Here is an 18,661-nt window from a genome sequence, read left to right as displayed (position 1 = left end):
GTGCTGTCACTCGTGGTTTGCGCAGTCAAGTGACGCGATTCACGCCCGCCGTGAACGGCGGGATTCTCTCGCTGTTTCAAGATAGTACACCGGAATCAGGCCGAACGCCACCGCCGAAGCGTCGCCGTCACGCAGTCGTACCATTCGAACCTCGGCTACCTCGGGCTGCCGCTGGTCGCCGCGACGTTCAGCGACGATGTGACCGCCATCGCGAGCGTCGTGCTCGGCATCGTCTCGCTGGCGCAGGTGCCGCTGACGGTGCTCGTGCTCACCACCGTGAACGACGCCGACGCGTCGGTCCGCGAGGAACTGCGGAAACTCGCGACGAACCCCGTGCTCGTGGCGCTTGTCGCCGGCCTGGTTGTCGGGTCGGTCGGGCTCACGGTCCCCGGGCCGGCGACAGCGGGTCTGGACCTGCTGGGGACGCTCGCGCTCCCCATCGCGTTGCTCTGCGTCGGCGCGTCCCTGGACGTCGACCTGCCGAACGTCGACGTCGGGGCGACCGGCTCCGTCGTCGCGCTCAAAATCGTGCTGATGCCCGCGATCGCGTGGGCGACGTTCTCACTTTTGGGTGTGGACACCGCGACGTTCACCGCTGCCGTCGTGATGCTCGGCACGCCCACCGCGGTGTCGACGTACGTGTTCGCCAACGAACTCGGCGGCGACGAAGCGTTCGCGTCCCTGAACGTCTTCCTCACCACGCTGGTCTCGGTCGGAACGCTGTTCGTCCTCATCAGAGCCGTCAGCTGAAGTCCGAGAGAAGGGTTAGTTGCCGTTCGAGCTGCTGGAACTCTCGGATTCGACGCCCATCGCGTCGAAGAGCTTCTGCGTGACTGCTTCCTCGGTCAGCGACAGTAGTGTCTCGCGGTTCTCCTCGGTGGTTTCGATGCCCGTGAAGATGCCGAGCGGGATTTCGGCGGACGCCTGCGTGGAGTGGCCGGCTGCTTCGCCGATGTTCTCGAAGGCGTCGCTGAGCACGCGGCCGATGTTCAGCCGGATGTCCTTCGAGCGCGCGGCCAGGTAGATGGTGTCCTCGACGATGCCGAAGACGGCGGTCGTCGTGATACCCTCTAGGTTCAGGAGTTGAGAGGCGGCCTGCGAGAGCGCGTCCCGGTCGCTAATGAACCCCGCGTTCGAGACGAGGTGGCTACCCTGGACCTCACGGTTGGCGATGGCTTCCGCGAGCACGTCCAGCGTCTCCGGGCTCATGTTCGGGGACTCCACCTGTTCGAGGGTGTCGTGGTCCGCGAACGGGTAGAGGTACGCCGCCGCGGTGAGGTCCGCGGGCGTCGTATCCCGGCGGAAGTCCAGGGTCTCCGCGCGAATCCCGTACAGGAGTGCGGTCGCGACCTCCTGGCTCACCGAGAGGTCGAACTCCTGGATGTACTTCGTGAGAATCGTCGAGGTCGCGGAGACGTTCGGGCGCACGTCCGCGAACTCCGCGTCGAACTCCTCATCGACCTCGTAGTGATCAAGGAAGATGTCGACCTCGCGTTCGAGCGAGACCTCGCCAGCCTTCGCCGGGTCGACGAGTGCGACCGTGTCATAGTCGTCGATGTCGACGTCCTCGTACGGCGTCAACTCGATGTCAAGCAGGTTGACGAACGCGCGGTTCTCTTGGTGGCCGATATCCCCAAAGTAGAGGATATCCGCTTCCACGCCGAGGTGGTCCGCGATGGCGTTCAGCGCGGCCGCCGCGGCGATAGAGTCCGGGTCGGGGTTATCGTGCGTGACGATGGCCAGCCGGCCCTCCGTTCCCTCGATGACCTCCGCGAGCTGGCGGGCCTTGTACTCCAGTTCGCCGGATTCGAGCGCACGCAGCGCCGCGTCTGCAATAACTGACGACGGGTTGATGACGACGTCCGCACCCAACTCCGTGAGTTCGTCGCTGGTCACGGGATCGCTAGCGCGTACGACGATAAACTGGTCGTCGTCACGCCCACGAATGTTCGTAACTGCCGCTTCATTCGCCTCAATATCGGAGGCCAGAATGAGAACAACATCGCGGTCGGCGACGAGTTCCGCAACCTCCTCATCGCGGATGTCCGCGGCCTGGGCGTTCAAGTCCTGGTCGCGCAGCGCCTCTACCCGGGACTCATCGCGATCCACGATGAGAACATCCTTACCCCGTTCGACCAACTCCTCGGCGACCGCGTGGCCGACGCTCCCGCAACCTAGAATGGCATACGAGGACATCGAGGAGATGGTTGCCCGGCTACTCATGATGTCCCGGAATAACGCAGGCCGTCACTTAATGTTCCCGACCTGCTGTCGCTAGCCGAGAGATCTGCTCGTTGGTCGTCTCAGCCGGGTGGTTTCATCCACTGAGCTGTCTCCATGATTGACGCTTGTTGAGTCGAACTGAATTCGACAGCCCGCAGGGGACTGGCATCCCAATTGACCTCCTCCCGCGCCTGAAGGCGCGGGAATCCCACCATGGGATTTCAGGCCGGGCGTGGCCCGACGGTTTCAAGACGCATTCGGTCCACGCGTCGGTTGCTGGGTGTCAGCATCGGCGTGGGTGTCTTGTGGCCCGGTCAACGAGGCCCCATCCGCAGCCGAGTCATTGCCACTCGTGTGTTTTCGTGGGTGGCTCTCTCCACTGCGGTAGCGATCTGCAATATTTATCGCGCCGTTCACGTCTGCTTGATATTCCCCCACCCAGCAGTCGTCGTTCGTACATTTGAACGTCGCCTGCCGGGGACGATATCCGACTTCACTACAAGCGTGGCATTCCTTGGAGGTGTTGCGCGGGTTCACCACCTCGACGGGGATGCCTTTCTCGATGGCTTTGTACTGGATTTGGGCGTGGAGTTTGGCGAACCCCCAGCCGTGAAGACGCCGATTCATATACTCGCCGTAGTCCATCGACTCCCGAATGTACGTTAGATCTTCCAGCACAAGCACGGGGTTCTCGCTGGATTCGGCGTACTCGATGACTTCGCGGGTGACAGTGTGGAGTATATCGTCTATCTGCGCCCACAAGTCCTCACCGTAGGATTCGGGGAGACGCTCGCTTCCGCGTTCTTGGAGGCGTCGTGTGGCGGTGAAGTAGGTTTTGCGGAGCCGACGAACGGTTTTGCCCTCGTCGGCCCACAGTTCAGGAGCGGTCGGAGAACCGTGTTCGTCGCGGTGACACACCGTGACGAGTGAGGCTTCTCCGATGTCCACACCAATCGGCGTCCGTTCCTCGGCGGACGCCTCAGATTGTTCCTCCACGTTGCGGGTAGCGGTGACGTGCAGATACCACGTTCCGTCCCGCTCGAACAGCCGACTCTCACCCATTTCCGCGTCCCCCGCGTTCAACGCTTCCAGCCAGTCCCGTTGGTCGGGATTTGGCTGTGCTGGCATCCAGAGGTGGTAATCCTCGTGGTGGGGGATTTTGACGTACCACTCGATAGCGTTCTCGGCCTTATGATCGAGGCGGAGTCCCTCATTCGTGAAGCGGACAGGGTGGTCGTCGTGAAGTTCGCCCGCGTTGTACGTCGTCGTGAGTTGCGGGACGTACTGCTTGAGGGCATTCTTCGCGTACCCCGAGAGGTCGTACTCAACCACGATATCGTTCGCTTCGGTCTGGGTGGTGCATCCAGCGTCGAACGCCTCCTGGAGGGCTTGCTGGTAGGCTTGTCGTGTTTCGCGGAGCTTCCGCCGTTTGTGCGCGTTCGGCTCCACCAGTTTCAGTTCCAGCGTCTTCGTAAGCTCGGTCATATGTCGACCTCCTCGTGACGCTGAATGTAGTCCTGGATGGTGTCGCTGGAGACGCTACCCACTGTTTCTGCATAGTAGCCGCGTTCCCACCCGATTTTCTCGCCGTCATGGTCGGCGTAGCGGTGGTTGTATTTTCGTGAGGAGATGCCTTTGAACCAGTTGGCCAGCAGTGATGGACTGTGTTTCGGCGGGCTACTGACGAATAGATGGATGTGGTTGGGTTGGACGGTCAGATCTAGGATCTCTAAGCGCTTGTCGTCGGCGATTTCGTGGAGGATGTCTCGCACACGGCTGGCGACCTCGCCTTCGAGTACCGGCTGACGGTACTTCGGCACCCACACTATGTGGTAGTTGAGGTCGTAGGTCGCGTGCCGTGTCGCCTTCATCCGTGTTGTACACTATGGTTCGTCTGCGTCTTCATACATTCGGTAAAGCGTGGGAAATCCAGTAATGGCGGGACATGTGGATTGATGCACTATACCTATCGCTCGACCTCCGACTGAAGACGGAGGTATGCGCTATCGGTCTGAATCAGAACGTATTTGAGTTGCAGCATCGAACGTTGGAATGCGTTGGGCCGGTAGCTCAGTTTGGCAGAGCGACGGACTCTTAATCCGTCGGTCGCGTGTTCAAATCGCGCCCGGCCCGCTTTCTCGAAGACGGATACTGAGTCAGACTGTTAGTGTCTGAACTATTGGTTTACAGGGGTTTCGGGGATTAGTAGGTTCGGGTACACCCGTCGTTTTGGCGTCATTTCGAGTTTGATGCGCGTTCGTCCACTCCCGGGGTTTTCAATTGTCGACTGAGATGGAGGCGGATGTGGGCGTGCGCGATTGATGTAGATGGAGGCTCGTATCTGTATCGCGGGAGAATATTTGTCATTTACAGCCGACAGATTCGATCTTAACTAGCCAGTGTCTCCGTTGAGAACTTGATTGTTATCTGTGAGGAAGGGCTTGGTGTAGACAGGGAATATCTCGAACGTGCCATCGGTATATTACCAGAACCGTTGTTTGATTCCTTCTTACTTCCTAACAGACGGACTGGTAAGATATGACCCTCTTCGACACCAGACACTTAACCCCAAGACAACTATATACGGAATATGACTGTTTCCGGGGGTGAGGAGTCAGAGAGGATGTCGGAAAACGAAGCGCTACGCCGGATGTACCGCATCACTGCGGATACTGAACGCAGTTACGAGGAAAAGGTACGAGACCTTCTCCAAGTAGGCTGCACGTATCTTGACGTGGAAATCGGCTTTCTCACCGAAATTACCGAAGGACAACAGTACATCGTCGAAGCCAGTGGCGACCACGAACTGCTTCAGCCCGGCGAGTCCTGCCCGCTCTCGGAAGCGTACTGCCGAAAGACGATCGAACTCGAGGACGCACTCACCGTCCAACATGCGTCAATCGATGGGTGGGAGAATGACGCCGCCTACGAACGGTTTGGGCTTGAAGCCTACATCGGCGCGAAGGTTGTCCTCGATGACGAGGTGTACGGCACGTTTTGCTTCGCTGATTCAGAGCCACGCGAGAAGCCTTTCTCTCCGATGGAGGAAACGTTCGTCGAGCTGATGGCTGAGTGGGTGAGCTCCCAGCTGTTCCAGCAGCGCGCGACCGAACGCATCAAACAACAGCGCGATCAACTCGAAGAGTTCGCCGGCATTGTCTCCCACGACCTTCGGAATCCGATTAATGTCGCTCAAGGCTATCTCGACTTAGCCGAGAAGACGGGGGACCCAGAGAGCTTCCAGCAGTGCCGGGACGCACTCGATCGCATGAACGAGATGATCGACGAGTTGCTTGTTCTTGCTCGTGAGGGCCAAGAAATCAGCGAGACAGAAACTATCGACCTAGCAGCATTAATTGAAGAGTGCTGGTCGCTTGTCTCAACCCACGACGCAACGATTTCGGTGACGACCAACGCAACGATCAAAGCTGACCGAGGTCGCCTCCAGCAACTCTTTGAGAACCTCTTCCGAAACGCAATCGAACACGGGGGCAAGAATGTGACCGTCCGCGTTGGAACGCTCAGTGCTGAAGACGGCATCTACATCGAGGACGACGGTTCCGGTATCCCTGAAGAGGACCGAAATCAGATCTTCGAGGATGGCTACTCAACCGGCGAGTCTAGTACTGGCTTCGGACTTGCTATCGTGAACCAAATTGTTGAGGCACATGGTTGGGAGGTTTGTGCCACTCACAGTGCTGATGGTGGCGCACGGTTCGAGATCACGGGCGTTACTCTGATAGAGTGCGAGGAGCCTCAGTCGTAGGTCTTCCTCCTGACGGAGTATTGTGCGAGATTCTCCAGTAAGAACGCATGTCTGGGGTTGGTAGCTGACACGCAATATACGAGTTCCGCTGTAATCCATCCAAAAGGCGGTAGTTTTCGTCGGCTGGACGTCTCCTAGTAGTGGCTGTATTTGGAGTGCGTACGCCTGAGATCGGCTAGTAGCCATTCAACTAGCCAGTAGAGCAGATTTGGGAACACCTGCCAGGCGATGCGCTCCCTCTCTGACATACCCATCTCGCCTGCCGCGATATTCGTTGTCACTGAATCACTCACACACCTCAAGGCACTCGACCGTTCGTCCCATGGCCGGAAATAGATAGAAATCTGAAATACCTGTCGTCTATTTGTACACTTGTCGAAACGACTTAACGTCGTCCCCGTCTCTGAAGAACCAGAACACGTTGCCGCTTATGGACCAAGAAAACACACCAGTGGTCCTCGTCGTCGACGACGAGAAGGACCTCGCCGACCTGTTCACCGCGTGGTTGTCGCCCGATTACACCGTGCGGACCGCCTACAGCGGGCAGGCGGCGCTCGATTCACTCGACGACTCAATCGACGTTGTCCTGCTGGACCGCCGAATGCCGGACCTCTCCGGAGACGCCGTTCTAACGGAGGTCCGCGAGCGCGACCTCGACTGCCGGGTGGCGATGGTGACCGCCGTCGACCCGGACTTCGACATCGTCGAGATGGGCTTCGACGCGTACCTCACCAAGCCCGTGACGAACGAGGACATCCACGACGTCGTGGAGACGCTGCTAACGCGCAAACACCACGACACCGCGGTTCAGCGGTACTTTCAACTGGTCACGAAGCGCGCCGCGCTGGAAGCGCAGTACGGCGACGACGCCACCAGCGACCCGAAGTACGAGGCGCTGCAGGCCAAAATTGAATCGCTGGAGCGCGAGACGGACACGCTCGCCAGCGAGTTCGACGACGAGGACTTCGAGGCACAACTCCACCGCATCGAACAGGACGCCGACGGGGACGTCCGTGACGCCGACGGAGGGAGCATCTGATGCCTGGTATCGAGGAACGCGTCTCGACGGGGATCGACGGCCTCGACGCGGTGCTGAACGGCGGGTTCGTCCCCGGGCGGGCGTACCTCGCGCGCGGCGAACCCGGCACCGGGAAGACCATCTTCGGCTATCACTACCTCACGGCGGGCGTCGAGAACGGCGAGACAGTGCTGTACGTCAACCTAGAGGAGTCCGTCGAGGACGTGAAGGCGAACGCGGCCGCGGTCGGCTTCGACCTCGACGACGTCGAGTACCTGAGCCTCACGCCCGAGAGCGAGGTGTTCACCGAGAGCCAGTCGTACAGCGTCTTCGCCGCGGAGGAAGTCGAGGCGGACGCGTTCAACGAGGCCATCGTCGAGCGCATCGAGGAACTGGACCCAGCACGCATCTTCATCGACCCCATCACGCAGCTCCGGTACCTCTCCGGGGACGAGTACCAGTTCCGCAAGCAGGTGCTGGCGCTCCAGCAGTTCCTCGGCGAGCAGGACGGGACCGTCCTGTTCACCTCGCAGGCGACGCCCAACAACCCCGACGACGACATCCAATTCATCGCGGACGGGACGCTCGACCTCGAACGCACGCATGAGACGCGCACGATATCCGTCCCGAAGTTCCGCGGATCCGCGACGCAGGGCGGTGAACACACGTTCCGCATCACCGACGACGGCGTTCGGGTGTTCCCGGAACTCCAGCCCGGCGAGTACAAGCAGACGTTCGTCTCCGAGTCCATCTCCGCGGGCGTCCCGGAACTGGACGAACTGCTGCACGGCGGGCTCGAACGCGGCACGGTCAGCGTCATCAGCGGCCCCAGCGGCGCGGGCAAGACCACCACGAGCACGCAGTTCGTCAGGGACCCACCGCTAAAGCGGTGGGCTTGTCAGTGGACTCCCGGTCTGGCCGATACTCTCGGCAGGCGAATAATCGCCATTCCCGTTTACTGTCCCTGACTTCAGCGCGACCTGACAATTCGCGCGTCCAGCCCCAGACTTGAGCCAGTGCTGGACAAGTCGCCACCCAATATTTCGGGCGGCATTATAGTCGCTATGAAGTTCCTTCCCACACTTCAGACACGCAAACTCATCCCCACGACGATTCTCCTTGTGCGTGAATCCGCACGCAGAATGGCTACACCGTCGACTCGTGTACTGTGGGCGGACATCGTCAACAAGAATTCCGTGGTCTTCGGCTTTATAGGCGACAAATTCCTGCAGTTGCTTGAACGCCCACTGCTGGAACTTCTTCCCGTTCGAGATTCGTTCCCGAATCTGCTTCAGGTTCTCAAACGCGATGGCGTCACAGTCGTGGCGCCGCGCTTCACCAACGATAGCGAGGGCAACTCGGTGCAGGTAGTCCTCGCTCCAGTTGCCGAATCGATTGCCGATACGCTTGAGTGTGAGATGAGCCGATCGAGTGCCTGTCTGTTGTAGGGTGCCGCGCTTGCGCTCGTACTCGTCCCGCTTGTGGTTGAGATAGTCTGCGTTGCCGAGGAATGCCCCGGTGCTGGTGACTGCCAGATAGCCGTCGACGTTGAGGTCGACGCCGAGAACCGTTCCGTTCTCGACTGTCGATGTGTCCGTCTCTGGCTCTTGCTGGAAGTTCACGTGCAGGTAGTACGTGTCGTCGCGCTTGTGCAGTGTCGCACTGGATTTCTCCCACTCGTCGCTGTTCCAGTACGTCTCGAAGGGCGTGTTACTCGTGTCTTTGGGGAAGACGTATTCAGCAGTGACGCGCCCGTCAATTGTTGAGAGTGTACAGTGGTCGTCGTTGAACGTGATGGTTCGGCTATCGTAGACGATCACGGAGCCGCGGAACGTGGGCTTGCTGATCGGTTGATCTTCCTCGAAGTAGAGTTCCTTGCAGGAATCGAGGGCTTCTGCTGCAAGCGATCGGGCGGCTTGGACGTGGTTGGCGACGAGATCGGTTTGCTCGCGAACGTCGTCATACGTGGCGTCGTTCAGCGTATTCTTGTTCGTCTCGATGTTTGCCGGGTTGGTACTCCAGCCGCAGTCTGCGACGTGTTGTGCTGCGTGGCGGAACTGCTCGAACGTCTCATCGAGGAGCGTATCTCCGTCCGCAAGGACGTCAAGTTTCACCTCACAGTTCCGGTTCAGCACGTAATTCACATTTAGTCAAAATACTATTTAATAGTATTGACTCTCGATTGGGAGTCGGCCTGGCGGTACCCGTGGGTCGTGTCCCGAGAGAGTCGGCTTCCTCCCACGGCTAAAGCCGTGGGTTTCCGCCTCGAAATTCTATGAAGGAGGCCGCGGGCCGCGGCGAGCGCTCGGTCGTCTACCTCTTCGAGGAGAGCCGAACGACGTTCCTCACGCGCTCGGAAGCCGTCAACATCCCCGTCGAGGAGATGGTCGACCGCGGCACGCTCGCCATCGAAGAGATGGACCCCCTTGACTTGACGCCCCAGGAGTTCGCGAGCATGGTGCGCGAGGAGGTCGAACAGCGCGACACCGAAATCGTGATGATCGACGGCATCAAGGGGTACAAACTCGCGCTCGCGGGCGACGACGAGACGCTCGTGCGGCGGCTGCACGCGCTCGGCCGCTACCTCAAGAACATGGGCGTGACCATCGTCTTCGTCGACGAAGTCGGCCACCTCACGGGCGACTTCCAGCCGACGGAGGTCGGTATCAGCTACCTCGCGGACAACATCGTCTTCCTGCGCCACGTCGAGGTCGAGGGCGAACTCCGGAAAGTCATCGGCGTGCTCAAGAAGCGCACCAGCGACTTCGAGCGGACGCTGCGCCCCCTCGAGATAACCAAACACGGCATCAAAGTCGGCGAACCCCTCACGAATCTGCGCGGCCTGCTGACCGGGACCCCGGAATTCGTGAACGACGGAGCGTCGGATTCCTAACCCCGCTATGTCGGGCCCCCACACGGAACAGCAGTCCGAGGGGGTCTTCGTGGACGACGAACCGCTGTGCATCGGCGCGGTGCTCTCACACGACCAGAACCGCGCGCTCCTCACGGAGTGGCTCGACGCGACCTACGACGTGCTCACGCCGGCGACCGAGGGCGTCACGTTCGATGACGTCGCCGAGCGCGCGGACCTGCTGTTGCTCGACGAGGGCGCCTACGACAGCCACGCCGACTGGGTCGCCGCCTACCGCAACCGCGAGGAGTCGCTGTTCTGTCCAGTATTGTTGCTCGTGTCCAACGACGACCTGCGCACCGCCGCGGACGTCTGGTCGAGCGTCGACGACGTCGTCTCCGTGCCGGTCCAGAAGGCAGTCCTCCACGCTCGCATCCGCGGGCTGCTGTCGCGGCGCGGCCTCTCCCGGGAACTCGCCGCCAGCGAGGACCGCTTCCGCACGCTGTTCGAGACGAGCCCCGACCCCGCGATAGTCGTCGACGCTGACGGGTTCGTCGTGGACAGCAACGCCGCGTTCCGCTACCTCGTCGACGTCACGGGCGAGTGCCACGGTCGCCCGCTGGACGCCTTCGACGCGTTCGACCCTGCGTCCGTCGAGGAGATGCGTGCGTCCCGGCATGGCGACCGCGACGAGTCGACGGTCATCCCCGTGCAGACGGCGACCGAACGCCGCTACGTGGAGTGCAACGGGAACGACCTGGACACCGAGCCGGGCCACCGGATTCTCATCCTCCGGGACGTCACCGAGCGCATCCACCACGAGCGGGAGCTCCAGCGGCAGGTCGACCGGCTCGACGAGTTCGCGGGCGTGCTCGCCCACGAGATGCGGAACCCGCTGGGCATCGCCTGCGGGTGGCTCGACCAGGCCGAACGCACGGGCGACCCGGAAGCCTTCGAACGCGTGGAGACCGCTCACGAGCGCATGACCGAGATGATAGCGGAGCTCCTCCAGCTCGCCCGGCAGGGCAGCGTCATCGGCGAGCGGTCGTCCGTCCCGCTGGCGGGACTGGTCGCCGACTCGTGGGCCAGCGTGACGACGGCGGACGCGACGCTCCACGTCGACTCGGCGCTGACCGACCGAACGGTGTCGGGGGATCCCGCCCGCATCCAGGAGGTGTTCGCGAACCTGTTCCGGAACGCCGTGGAGCACGGCGGCCCGGGCGTCTCCGTCGAGGTCGGGGTGACCGACGACGGGCGCGGTGTCTACGTCGCCGACGACGGCCCCGGGCTGGCCGGCGTCGACCGCGGCCAGTTGTTCGAGTCCGGGTACACAACCGCCGATCACGGCACCGGATTCGGGCTCGCCATCGTGAAGCAGATTGCGGACGCGCACGGCTGGACGGTCAGCGCGACCGACGCCGACGGTGGCGGCGCGCGCTTCGAACTCCGTGGCGTGCTGGACGGCGACGATCCGTCCGTCGAACGCGCGTAGTTTTAAGCCCCCGTCGGACGTCGTGGGGACCATGTACCGCGTGCTGGTACCGGTCGACGACGACGTAGATCGCGCACTCGCGCAGGCTCGATACGTGGCGAACCTGCCCGACGCCGCCGAAAGCGTCGAAGCTATCGTACTGTTCGTGTTCACTGGGGACTCCGAAGATCTCCCGGAGGACGTCCAGCAGTTCAAGTCCGCGAGCCGCATCCAGTCGGTGCGGCGCGCACAGGAGTTCCTGGAGGACGCGGGCGTCGACGTCCAGGTTCGGGACGACTCTGGGGACACCACCGACGACATCATCGCGGAAGCCGACGAGTACGACGTCGACGCCATCGTGCTCGGCGGGCGCAAACGCTCGCCCGCGGGGAAGGCCATCTTCGGCAGCGTCACGCAGTCGGTCATCCTGAACGCTGACCGCCCGGTCGTCGTGACCGGCGAAGAAGCCTAAGCGCGGCCCGCTCCCGCTCGAAGGACCGCGACCATAACGCATTTTTCCGAGCCGTCGCATCCCCCAGACATGGCGTTCGAAACGTACGAATGCCAGACGTGTGGCGACGACTTCAAAGCGTTCGAGGATTCGAAAGCGGCCGCCAACCAGTATTGTAGTCCGCGTTGCGAAGTCGACGGAAAAGGACTCTGAGCGGCCAGCGCGGCGCTGGCTACGTTACTCGTTCTGCGGGCTGTAGTTGGGTGCTTCGTCCGTAATCATCACGTCGTGAGGGTGGCCTTCGGTCTGGCCCGCGGCGGAGACGCGGACGAACTCCGCGTCCGCTTTGAACTGCGGGATGGTTTCGGCGCCGACGTAGCCCATGCCGGACTGGATGCCGCCGACGAGCTGGTGGAGTTCCTGGGAGAGCGGGCCCTTGTAGGGGGTCGCGGCCTCGACGCCCTCGGGGACGAACTCCTCGTCCTCGTCTTCTTCCTTGAGGTAGCGGTCGCCGCCGCCGGACTGCATCGCGCCGACCGAGCCCATGCCGCGGTACTGCTTGTACTTCTTGCCGTTCATCGTGATGACGCGGCCCGGGGCTTCCTCGGTGCCCGCGAAGTACGAACCGAGCATGACGGCGTCGGCGCCCGCGGCGATTGCTTTCGCGGCGTCGCCGGAGTACCGGATGCCGCCGTCCGCGATGACAGGGACGTCCTCGGGGTGGGCGACGTCGGCGACCTCGGAGACGGCCGTAATCTGGGGCATGCCGGCGCCCGTGACGACGCGCGTGGTGCAGATGGAGCCCGGCCCGATGCCGACCTTGATGCCGTCGGCGAAGTCGACGATTTCCGCGGCGGCCTCGCTGGTGCCGACGTTCCCGACGACGACGTCGGCCTCAACGGTTTCGCTGATTTCGCGCGCGGACTGGATGACGTTCTTGTTGTGGGCGTGCGCGCAGTCGATGAACAGCACGTCGGCACCGGCGTCGTCGGCGGCGGTCGCGCGGTCCTCCTCGAAGGGACCGACAGCGACGCCGACACGCAGGTGGCCTTCCTCGTCGCGAGCGGCGTCCTCGTGCTCGCGGCGCTCGAGGATGCCCTGCATCGTGACGAGGCCGACGAGGCGGTCCTCGTCGTCCACGAGCGGGACGCGCTCGATCTTGTGCTCGTACATGAGTTCGAGGGCGTCGCGGGCGTCGACGTCCTCGCTGGCGGTGATGACCTCGTCGGTCATCGCCTCGCGGACCGTGTCGGACTCGCCGACCTCGAGGTACGGGCGGATGTCCGTCCCGGAGATGATGCCGAGCACGCGGTCGTCGTCGTCGACGACGGGCGCGCCGGAGACGCCCTCGTGGCTCATCATGCGGTCGACCTCGCTGACGGTCTGCTCGGGCGTCGCGGTGACGACGTTCTCGCGGTCGATGACGAGTTCGTCCGCGCGCTTCACGCGCTCGACTTCGGCGGCGGTCTCCTCGACGTCCATGTTGCGGTGGAGGACGCCGAGCCCGCCCTCGCGGGCCATCGCGATGGCGAGGTCGGACTCCGTGACGGTGTCCATCGCCGCGGAGAGAATCGGCGTGTTCAGCGAGACGTTCGTGGAGACTTGTGTGCTGACGTCGGCGTCGTCGGGTTCGACGCGGCTCTCCGCGGGGCGGAGGAGCACGTCGTCGAAGGTCAACGCCTCTGGAACGCGGAGTTTCTCGGAGAATCGGCCGTCCGTTGAAGGGTCGTGCGCCATGTAAATCGTCGCGTCGCCGGTGGCAAAAACGTTCCGAGATTGGGCGAACGTGCGTGAACCACTCCCGTGGCTACCCCAGTCCCAGCACGTCCGTGTATCGCCGCCGCAGTATCCCACGAACGCACAGCGAGTACGGATTCGACCGACGAACGTCAGAATTTCCCTACGTGTATCGTCGTATTTCCGACCATCGTCAACGAGTTCCGACGGACAGTAGTTCGGTACTTAAAGACAGGTTTTGGTCCGCTATCACATGCGGCCGTCTCTCACGCAATCTTTATGCATCCGACCCTAATGGTTGTACATATGGACTCCATCAGTCCCGAGGCAGTGCGTACCGCCGGTAACCACACCGTCGACTCCGCCGCACGCACATTTTTCGGCAAACTGATGGACACATTCTGGCTCGGAACGCCGGCACTCGCGCTCTCGACGCCGCGCGCGTCCCCGCATCGCCGGGCCAACCAAAGTTCGTCTAGGTTAGGCCGGTAGTTCATGAGTAGCTCACGCCACCCCGTCGCCCTCCGCCTAGAGCAACGCGTAGGCGGCGACACGCGGCTACTCGCGACCGTCATGCTGCTCCCGCTCGTGGACGGCATCTTCGCCGCCCTCGTGCTCGCGGGCGAACTGGACACCTACATCGGCATCGCCCAGATTGGGCTGCTCGTCTTCGGCGGGAGCGCGACGCTCGCGGTCATCCTCGCGGAGATGGACGAGGACCCGCGCTCGCAAGCCATCACCGTCCTCGTCGTCGGCACGCCGCTAATACTCGTCGCCGCCGCCGAGGCAGCGCTCGCGCCCACCATCGCGACCGTCGTCGACATCCCGACGTTCGAGCGCTTCGCCGCCATCGTCATCCTCGCCATCGCCGCAAAGACCGCCAGCTCCACCATCGGCGACTACCTCCCCTCCCCCAGCATCATCATCGGCCTCGGCTTCGTCGCAAGCGTCCAGCCCGCGGGCGCCGAACTCGTGTTCAAGTCCGACCCCGTGTTGATGCTGCGCGCCGCAGCCGCCGGCGGCGTCGCCGTCGGCTTCGCGCTCGCGGTCGTCGCACTCCAGCCGTACCTCCGCCAGGTCGTCGACATCGACCGCTTCCGGTTCGGGAGTGCCGTCGCGCTCGGCACGCTCGCACTCTCCGTGTTCGGGCTCGTGCCCTCGCAGGCGCCGCTGGTCGTCTTCGCCGTCGCCGGCCTCCTCGCGTTCGACCCCGAGGAAGCCGACGTCGACACCCCAGATGTCCCGCCAGCCGCCGACGACGGCCCCGACGGCGCAGCCGCACCGGCCGCGACGCCCGACGGCGGCAGCGACCCCGACGACGACGAAGCCGCCTACGGCTACCCCGGCGAAGACGGCGCCGAAGAACGCGCGCCCTGGCTGTGAGGTAGCGAGGAGAAGTCTTTAGCCGCCCGCGGCCGTCCCGCCGGTATGTCCGACAACCGCGTCGTCGAAGGCCGGATGGTCACCCCGAAGAAGCTCGCGGAGCTCGTCGAAGGCGAGTCCGTGATGGACGCAGAACCCATCGAGGACGCCGACCGCGACTGCCCCGAGTGCGGCGGCGACGTCCTCTCGGTCGGCTACATGCCCTCGGTGACGGAGTTCGTCACCGGCTACAAGTGCCAGGACTGCGAGTGGAGCGCCCGCGAAGACTAGCGACTCCAGCGCACGTCTTCTATTTCGTCGCCGCTCGCGATTACGTGCCCGACCACTTCGCCGTCCCCGCAGTCCTGGACGTCGATTCGCTCGTAGGCGTCCGCGACGACCTCGCGGAGGTCCGCGTCCAGCGCCTCTGCTTCCTCGACGCCGAGTCGCATCTTCCCGCCGATTTCCCGGACCACGATGGGGTACTCGGTCATGCCCCCGGGTTCGCTCTCAACTCGGAAAGACCAATCGCTACGCGAGAACCTCGTAGTGCGCGACTGTCTCCTCGTAGCGCGCGAGCAGCTCCTCCGCGCGGTCGAGAACGTGCGCGGTCTCGTAGTCCTCGCCCGCGAACGCCTCGATTGCGTCCCACGACGCGAATCGCGCGATAGTCACGAACTCTACCTCGTCGCCCGCATCGCGGCGCAACACCTCGAAACTCTCCAACGCGGGAATGTCGCGTTTCGCGTCCGGGAACACGGTCTCGGTCACGAACGCCTCGTACTCGTCGGCGTCGGCGGGCTCGGTCCACCCACGCCACACGCGTGCAATCACGCCCTCGAATACGGACGGGTGGCCCTTGTCGGTGGTGACCTGAGACGCCGAATCGAAACGCACTTAGGACAAATCACCGTACGAAGGAACGCGAGGGGCTGTGGCCAAGCCAGGGATGGCGACTGACTCCAGAGGCCACGCGCCCGGGACGAAATTCCAGACTGGTATACCGAGCGGCCGACTGATCATCGGTCCGCGACGACGACCCTCTGGAGTTCCGAGGCGCACCGGAGATATCAGTCGATCGGGGGTTCAAATCCCTCCGGCCCCATACCCTTACTTCCGACACACAAAACCGCCAGACATCGGTGCGTCTGGTGTTTTCAAGACGTAGAAGGTCGACCGGTTGCATGAGCAACTCCGGCACGCGACGAAGGGCAAAACCATCACAAAAGGTACAGCCAACCTCGAGTCGGTGAAATACCGAACCGGGGCACCCATAATCCTCTCTGGAGAGCAAGAGGTCCAAGAGTCGGCCGTCCGCCGGCGCTCGGTCCTGGTGAACTTTACTACCGGCTCAACAGCGGACGAGTATCGTGGCGCCTACAATCGGTTGCGGGACCACGAGTTGTGCCAGTACGCGATCGCCTATTACAAATGGCTCACTGGGCAAATAACTCCCAGCAAAATCCGAGAGGCCTGGGCCGAAGCTGACGATTTCGTCGACGAAGCAATTACAGCAGATATCGGCGAATCGGAGCGGAACGGACTGATAACAGTCTGTGTCGGGATGAAGCTGTATCAGTCATTTGCGGCTGATATGGGAGTCGATTCCGGCGAACTGCCTAGTGTCGAGGATCTCATCGCCGGGCTCGAGCACGTCGTCGAACGGATCGGCCCGGACGGTCACCGCCGGGAGCACGTCGACGACTACGTCGAGCTGGTAACTGCGGTCGCTCAGGACGACTACCTCAGCGAGGGTGAGCACTACAGAGTCGTGAACAGCCGAAAATGGGGTAAAGAGTGCTTATCGCTCCATCTGCCGAGCGCTTACCCGTCCGTCCGGAGGTACATCCAAGATTTCAATCTCGATGAGACGGTCCTCAGCAAGCGGGATTATCTCGATAATTTCCGTGACAAGATGGGAGAAGATGAGAGCTACGTACTGGATGTCAACCGCAAAATCAACGGGCTCGAGAACGGCTCAAAAGCCGTATATCTCGACATTCGGTCGGCCGACGACCTACTCCAAGGATTCCAAGCGGCTGCGTTCATCGATGTCGACGACTCCGAGACCGACGATGGCAAAGAGGCCGACACTAACGCCGCCGAGCCGAGTCAGACGCCGATCACGAATATACTTGAGGAGACCGCAACAGCGACCATCCCGAAGCCCGTCCAGGGGATGGTCTCTGAATCGGGCGTCTCCAAGATCCGCGACGGGACCAAGATCAAGCTTGTCGCGGGTTTCGACGTCGTTGATGTGATTGACTGGGACGGTGACCACGATCTCGAGCAGTACGTTGGGAAGACAATCCAGATTGTGCGGGCTCAGGCCGGCGAGTACGACGGCGACAAGCAGATCGAGTTATCCCCCGGGTCCGAGATCAAAGTCGTTGAGGAGCCGACTGAGGGCGGACAGACGGGATCGATGACGCGGCCGACGACGACGAGCCGACTCAAGCGGAGCGGATTGACGACGTCCGGACGGCGGTCGGCGAGATGGCTCCAGTCGGCGACGGTGCGCTCTCCGCAGCACTCTCGGACGACTACGCGCCGGACAAGGTCCAGGCGACGCTCGAGAAGGTGGCCGAGCAGGGTGATATCCACGACCCCGACGGCGACGGCTGGAGGCCGACGTAACGATGTCCAGCAATCCCGCCCGCTACGACAACTGAAGCGATCCTCACTGGTTCAGGGCCCACCAGCGGGAACTGTCGAAGCTCCCGGATCCGAGCTGTCGGTGGCGGTGGTAGGAGGTAGCCGTTAGTAAGCCGATCCTCGAGCAGGCTAAACGCCGGGGCGTGACCCGTCCAGTAGGTGGCGGTAAGCGGCTCTGGCGTACGGAAGAATCTGCGTGGGATATGCTCCGGCCGGTTATCGACGAAGACAGCGCAGAAATGAATCATCAGGCGACGATAGAGATTTACCAATAGGTTCGGGTGTGCGAACCCCTCCGGTTCGAGTCTCTGGTATTCCGGAATATAATCACCAATAAATCGCGGTGAAGCTCACTTCCAGATACCACTCGTCATCTTTTTCCTCAGGATGGAGATCATCAAAGTTGGATGCCAGAATCTTGTCGATAAGATCACTACGTTCTGTACGGCTCAGCTCGTAAGTGTATCCACGGTCATCAATCTCCTGCTCAAGTTGATCCAGCGCATCTTCGATACCTTCGAGTCGAGTCGTCGTTTTTCCAGTGTCTTGTAGAGTTGTATCTACTACGTCGCCGACGGGGCCCTGTTCAATATCGAGGTCGGCCTTATCCTGCAAATCTTCGATAAACTTCTCTAACCGAGGCCGTAGCTGGATCTGACTCTGTTGCTTATTGCTTTGGTCTGAATCCGGAATCTCAAACGCTTCCGGGAGATCGTGAACTGAGTCACCAAGGTCCGAGTCAATAGAACTGATTACGGATGCCAGCTTAATCGGCATCCAGTCACCCATAACTTCACCGTGTTCTAATCGGCAATAAACACTGTACTCATCATCTTCAAATAAAAATCGTGTTTCTTCTTGCCAGAATTTTTCAGAGTTAACGAATCCTACTATATTTAGTCGATCATAGTCAATATTATGCTCTGATGCATATTCTTTAGAGACAATTTTCGGCGTGTCATCCTTAACTACGACACCGTAGTTCTTTACTTCACCTACAATCAGTACATCACAAAGCCGGTTAGTTGAGACGTCTGCTTGCTGAAGGTGTGTCTACAACCCAGCAAGCAGACGGTGAAATCCACGAGGACCAGCTTCTTAACTTCCTCGTCAACGCTCTTGACGAG

At 61.6% G+C, this 18,661-nt stretch carries 16 protein-coding genes, 2 tRNA genes and 2 pseudogenes; 12 read left to right on the top strand and 8 right to left on the bottom strand.

Features of this window, described 5'->3' with window-relative positions:
• Nucleotides 1-81 precede the first annotated feature (81 nt).
• Nucleotides 82-750 (top strand): annotated as a pseudogene (locus LPA46_RS16740) (AEC family transporter); the annotation flags it as partial.
• Nucleotides 751-765: 15 nt separating this feature from the next.
• Here LPA46_RS16740 and LPA46_RS16735 read toward each other — a convergent pair.
• The 3 genes from LPA46_RS16735 to tnpA form a co-directional block, all read right to left on the bottom strand.
• Nucleotides 766-2,223 (bottom strand): DHH family phosphoesterase, encoded by a 1,458-nt coding sequence (locus LPA46_RS16735; protein WP_230893491.1) that lies wholly within the window; start codon nucleotides 2,221-2,223, stop codon nucleotides 766-768.
• A 246-nt stretch (nucleotides 2,224-2,469) separates the two neighbouring features.
• Complete coding sequence (locus LPA46_RS16730; RefSeq protein ID WP_230893490.1) at nucleotides 2,470-3,708, bottom strand: RNA-guided endonuclease InsQ/TnpB family protein; 1,239 nt, start codon at nucleotides 3,706-3,708, stop codon at nucleotides 2,470-2,472.
• The gene (tnpA, locus tag LPA46_RS16725; RefSeq protein ID WP_230893489.1) at nucleotides 3,705-4,094 is read right to left on the bottom strand and encodes an IS200/IS605 family transposase; all 390 of its coding nucleotides are present in this window, start codon (nucleotides 4,092-4,094) and stop codon (nucleotides 3,705-3,707) included. Before tnpA ends, LPA46_RS16730 begins: the two co-directional genes overlap by 4 nt.
• Before the next feature lie 188 nt (nucleotides 4,095-4,282).
• On the opposite strand from tnpA, the gene LPA46_RS16720 reads away from it, so the two are divergent.
• The 4 genes from LPA46_RS16720 (at nucleotide 4,283) to LPA46_RS16705 (ending at nucleotide 7,975) form a co-directional block, all read left to right on the top strand.
• A tRNA-Lys gene (locus LPA46_RS16720) sits at nucleotides 4,283-4,356 on the top strand.
• A gap of 457 nt (nucleotides 4,357-4,813) precedes the next feature.
• Entirely contained in the window at nucleotides 4,814-5,989 is a 1,176-nt protein-coding gene (locus LPA46_RS16715; protein WP_230893488.1) for a GAF domain-containing sensor histidine kinase, read from the top strand.
• A gap of 430 nt (nucleotides 5,990-6,419) precedes the next feature.
• Nucleotides 6,420-7,028 (top strand): response regulator, encoded by a 609-nt coding sequence (locus tag LPA46_RS16710; protein WP_230893487.1) that lies wholly within the window; start codon nucleotides 6,420-6,422, stop codon nucleotides 7,026-7,028.
• Entirely contained in the window at nucleotides 7,028-7,975 is a 948-nt protein-coding gene (locus tag LPA46_RS16705; RefSeq protein WP_230893486.1) for an ATPase domain-containing protein, read from the top strand. The genes LPA46_RS16710 and LPA46_RS16705 overlap by 1 nt, the downstream gene beginning before the upstream one ends.
• Here LPA46_RS16705 and LPA46_RS16700 read toward each other — a convergent pair.
• Nucleotides 7,889-9,142, bottom strand: coding sequence for an RNA-guided endonuclease InsQ/TnpB family protein (locus LPA46_RS16700; protein WP_230893485.1), 1,254 nt, complete (start codon nucleotides 9,140-9,142; stop codon nucleotides 7,889-7,891). The genes LPA46_RS16705 and LPA46_RS16700 overlap by 87 nt on opposite strands.
• A gap of 140 nt (nucleotides 9,143-9,282) precedes the next feature.
• On the opposite strand from LPA46_RS16700, the pseudogene LPA46_RS16695 reads away from it, so the two are divergent.
• The 3 genes and pseudogenes from LPA46_RS16695 to LPA46_RS16685 all read left to right on the top strand — a co-directional run.
• Nucleotides 9,283-9,900, top strand: a pseudogene (locus LPA46_RS16695) (ATPase domain-containing protein); the annotation flags it as partial.
• 7 nt (nucleotides 9,901-9,907) lie between these two features.
• Nucleotides 9,908-11,350 carry a PAS domain-containing sensor histidine kinase gene (locus LPA46_RS16690; RefSeq protein ID WP_230893483.1) on the top strand — a complete coding sequence of 481 codons (1,443 nt, stop codon included), beginning with the start codon at nucleotides 9,908-9,910 and terminating at the stop codon, nucleotides 11,348-11,350.
• Between the two features lie 31 nt (nucleotides 11,351-11,381).
• Complete coding sequence (locus LPA46_RS16685) at nucleotides 11,382-11,801, top strand: universal stress protein (protein WP_230893482.1); 420 nt, start codon at nucleotides 11,382-11,384, stop codon at nucleotides 11,799-11,801.
• A 216-nt stretch (nucleotides 11,802-12,017) separates the two neighbouring features.
• Here the strand turns inward: LPA46_RS16685 and guaB are convergent, their stop codons facing one another.
• Nucleotides 12,018-13,517 (bottom strand): IMP dehydrogenase, encoded by a 1,500-nt coding sequence (gene guaB / locus LPA46_RS16680; protein WP_230893481.1) that lies wholly within the window; start codon nucleotides 13,515-13,517, stop codon nucleotides 12,018-12,020.
• Between the two features lie 495 nt (nucleotides 13,518-14,012).
• Between guaB and LPA46_RS16675 the strand changes: the two genes are divergently transcribed.
• Complete coding sequence (locus LPA46_RS16675) at nucleotides 14,013-14,900, top strand: DUF5794 domain-containing protein (protein WP_230893480.1); 888 nt, start codon at nucleotides 14,013-14,015, stop codon at nucleotides 14,898-14,900.
• 45 nt (nucleotides 14,901-14,945) lie between these two features.
• On the top strand, nucleotides 14,946-15,170 hold the full coding sequence (locus LPA46_RS16670; RefSeq protein WP_230888648.1) for a DUF5795 family protein: 225 nt from the start codon (nucleotides 14,946-14,948) through the stop codon (nucleotides 15,168-15,170).
• Here the strand turns inward: LPA46_RS16670 and LPA46_RS16665 are convergent.
• Together LPA46_RS16665 and LPA46_RS16660 are read right to left on the bottom strand one after the other, a co-directional pair.
• Nucleotides 15,167-15,373, bottom strand: coding sequence for a hypothetical protein (locus LPA46_RS16665; protein ID WP_230893479.1), 207 nt, complete (start codon nucleotides 15,371-15,373; stop codon nucleotides 15,167-15,169). The genes LPA46_RS16670 and LPA46_RS16665 overlap by 4 nt on opposite strands.
• A 37-nt stretch (nucleotides 15,374-15,410) precedes the next feature.
• The gene (locus LPA46_RS16660; protein WP_230893478.1) at nucleotides 15,411-15,776 is read right to left on the bottom strand and encodes a hypothetical protein; all 366 of its coding nucleotides are present in this window, start codon (nucleotides 15,774-15,776) and stop codon (nucleotides 15,411-15,413) included.
• Nucleotides 15,777-15,807: 31 nt separating this feature from the next.
• On the opposite strand from LPA46_RS16660, the gene LPA46_RS16655 reads away from it, so the two are divergent.
• Together LPA46_RS16655 and LPA46_RS16650 are read left to right on the top strand one after the other, a co-directional pair.
• Nucleotides 15,808-15,984 (top strand) — tRNA-Trp (locus tag LPA46_RS16655).
• A gap of 144 nt (nucleotides 15,985-16,128) precedes the next feature.
• Nucleotides 16,129-17,643, top strand: coding sequence for a hypothetical protein (locus LPA46_RS16650; protein WP_230893477.1), 1,515 nt, complete (start codon nucleotides 16,129-16,131; stop codon nucleotides 17,641-17,643).
• A 218-nt stretch (nucleotides 17,644-17,861) separates the two neighbouring features.
• Here the strand turns inward: LPA46_RS16650 and LPA46_RS16645 are convergent, their stop codons facing one another.
• On the bottom strand, nucleotides 17,862-18,482 hold the full coding sequence (locus tag LPA46_RS16645; RefSeq protein ID WP_442908272.1) for a DUF6414 family protein: 621 nt from the start codon (nucleotides 18,480-18,482) through the stop codon (nucleotides 17,862-17,864).
• Between the last annotated feature and the right edge of the window lie 179 nt (nucleotides 18,483-18,661).

The organism is Halobacterium sp. KA-6 (genome assembly GCF_021029015.1).
In the GTDB taxonomy this organism is placed as follows: Archaea; Halobacteriota; Halobacteria; order Halobacteriales; family Halobacteriaceae; genus Halobacterium.
This window is presented reverse-complemented; position numbering and strand designations above follow the sequence as displayed.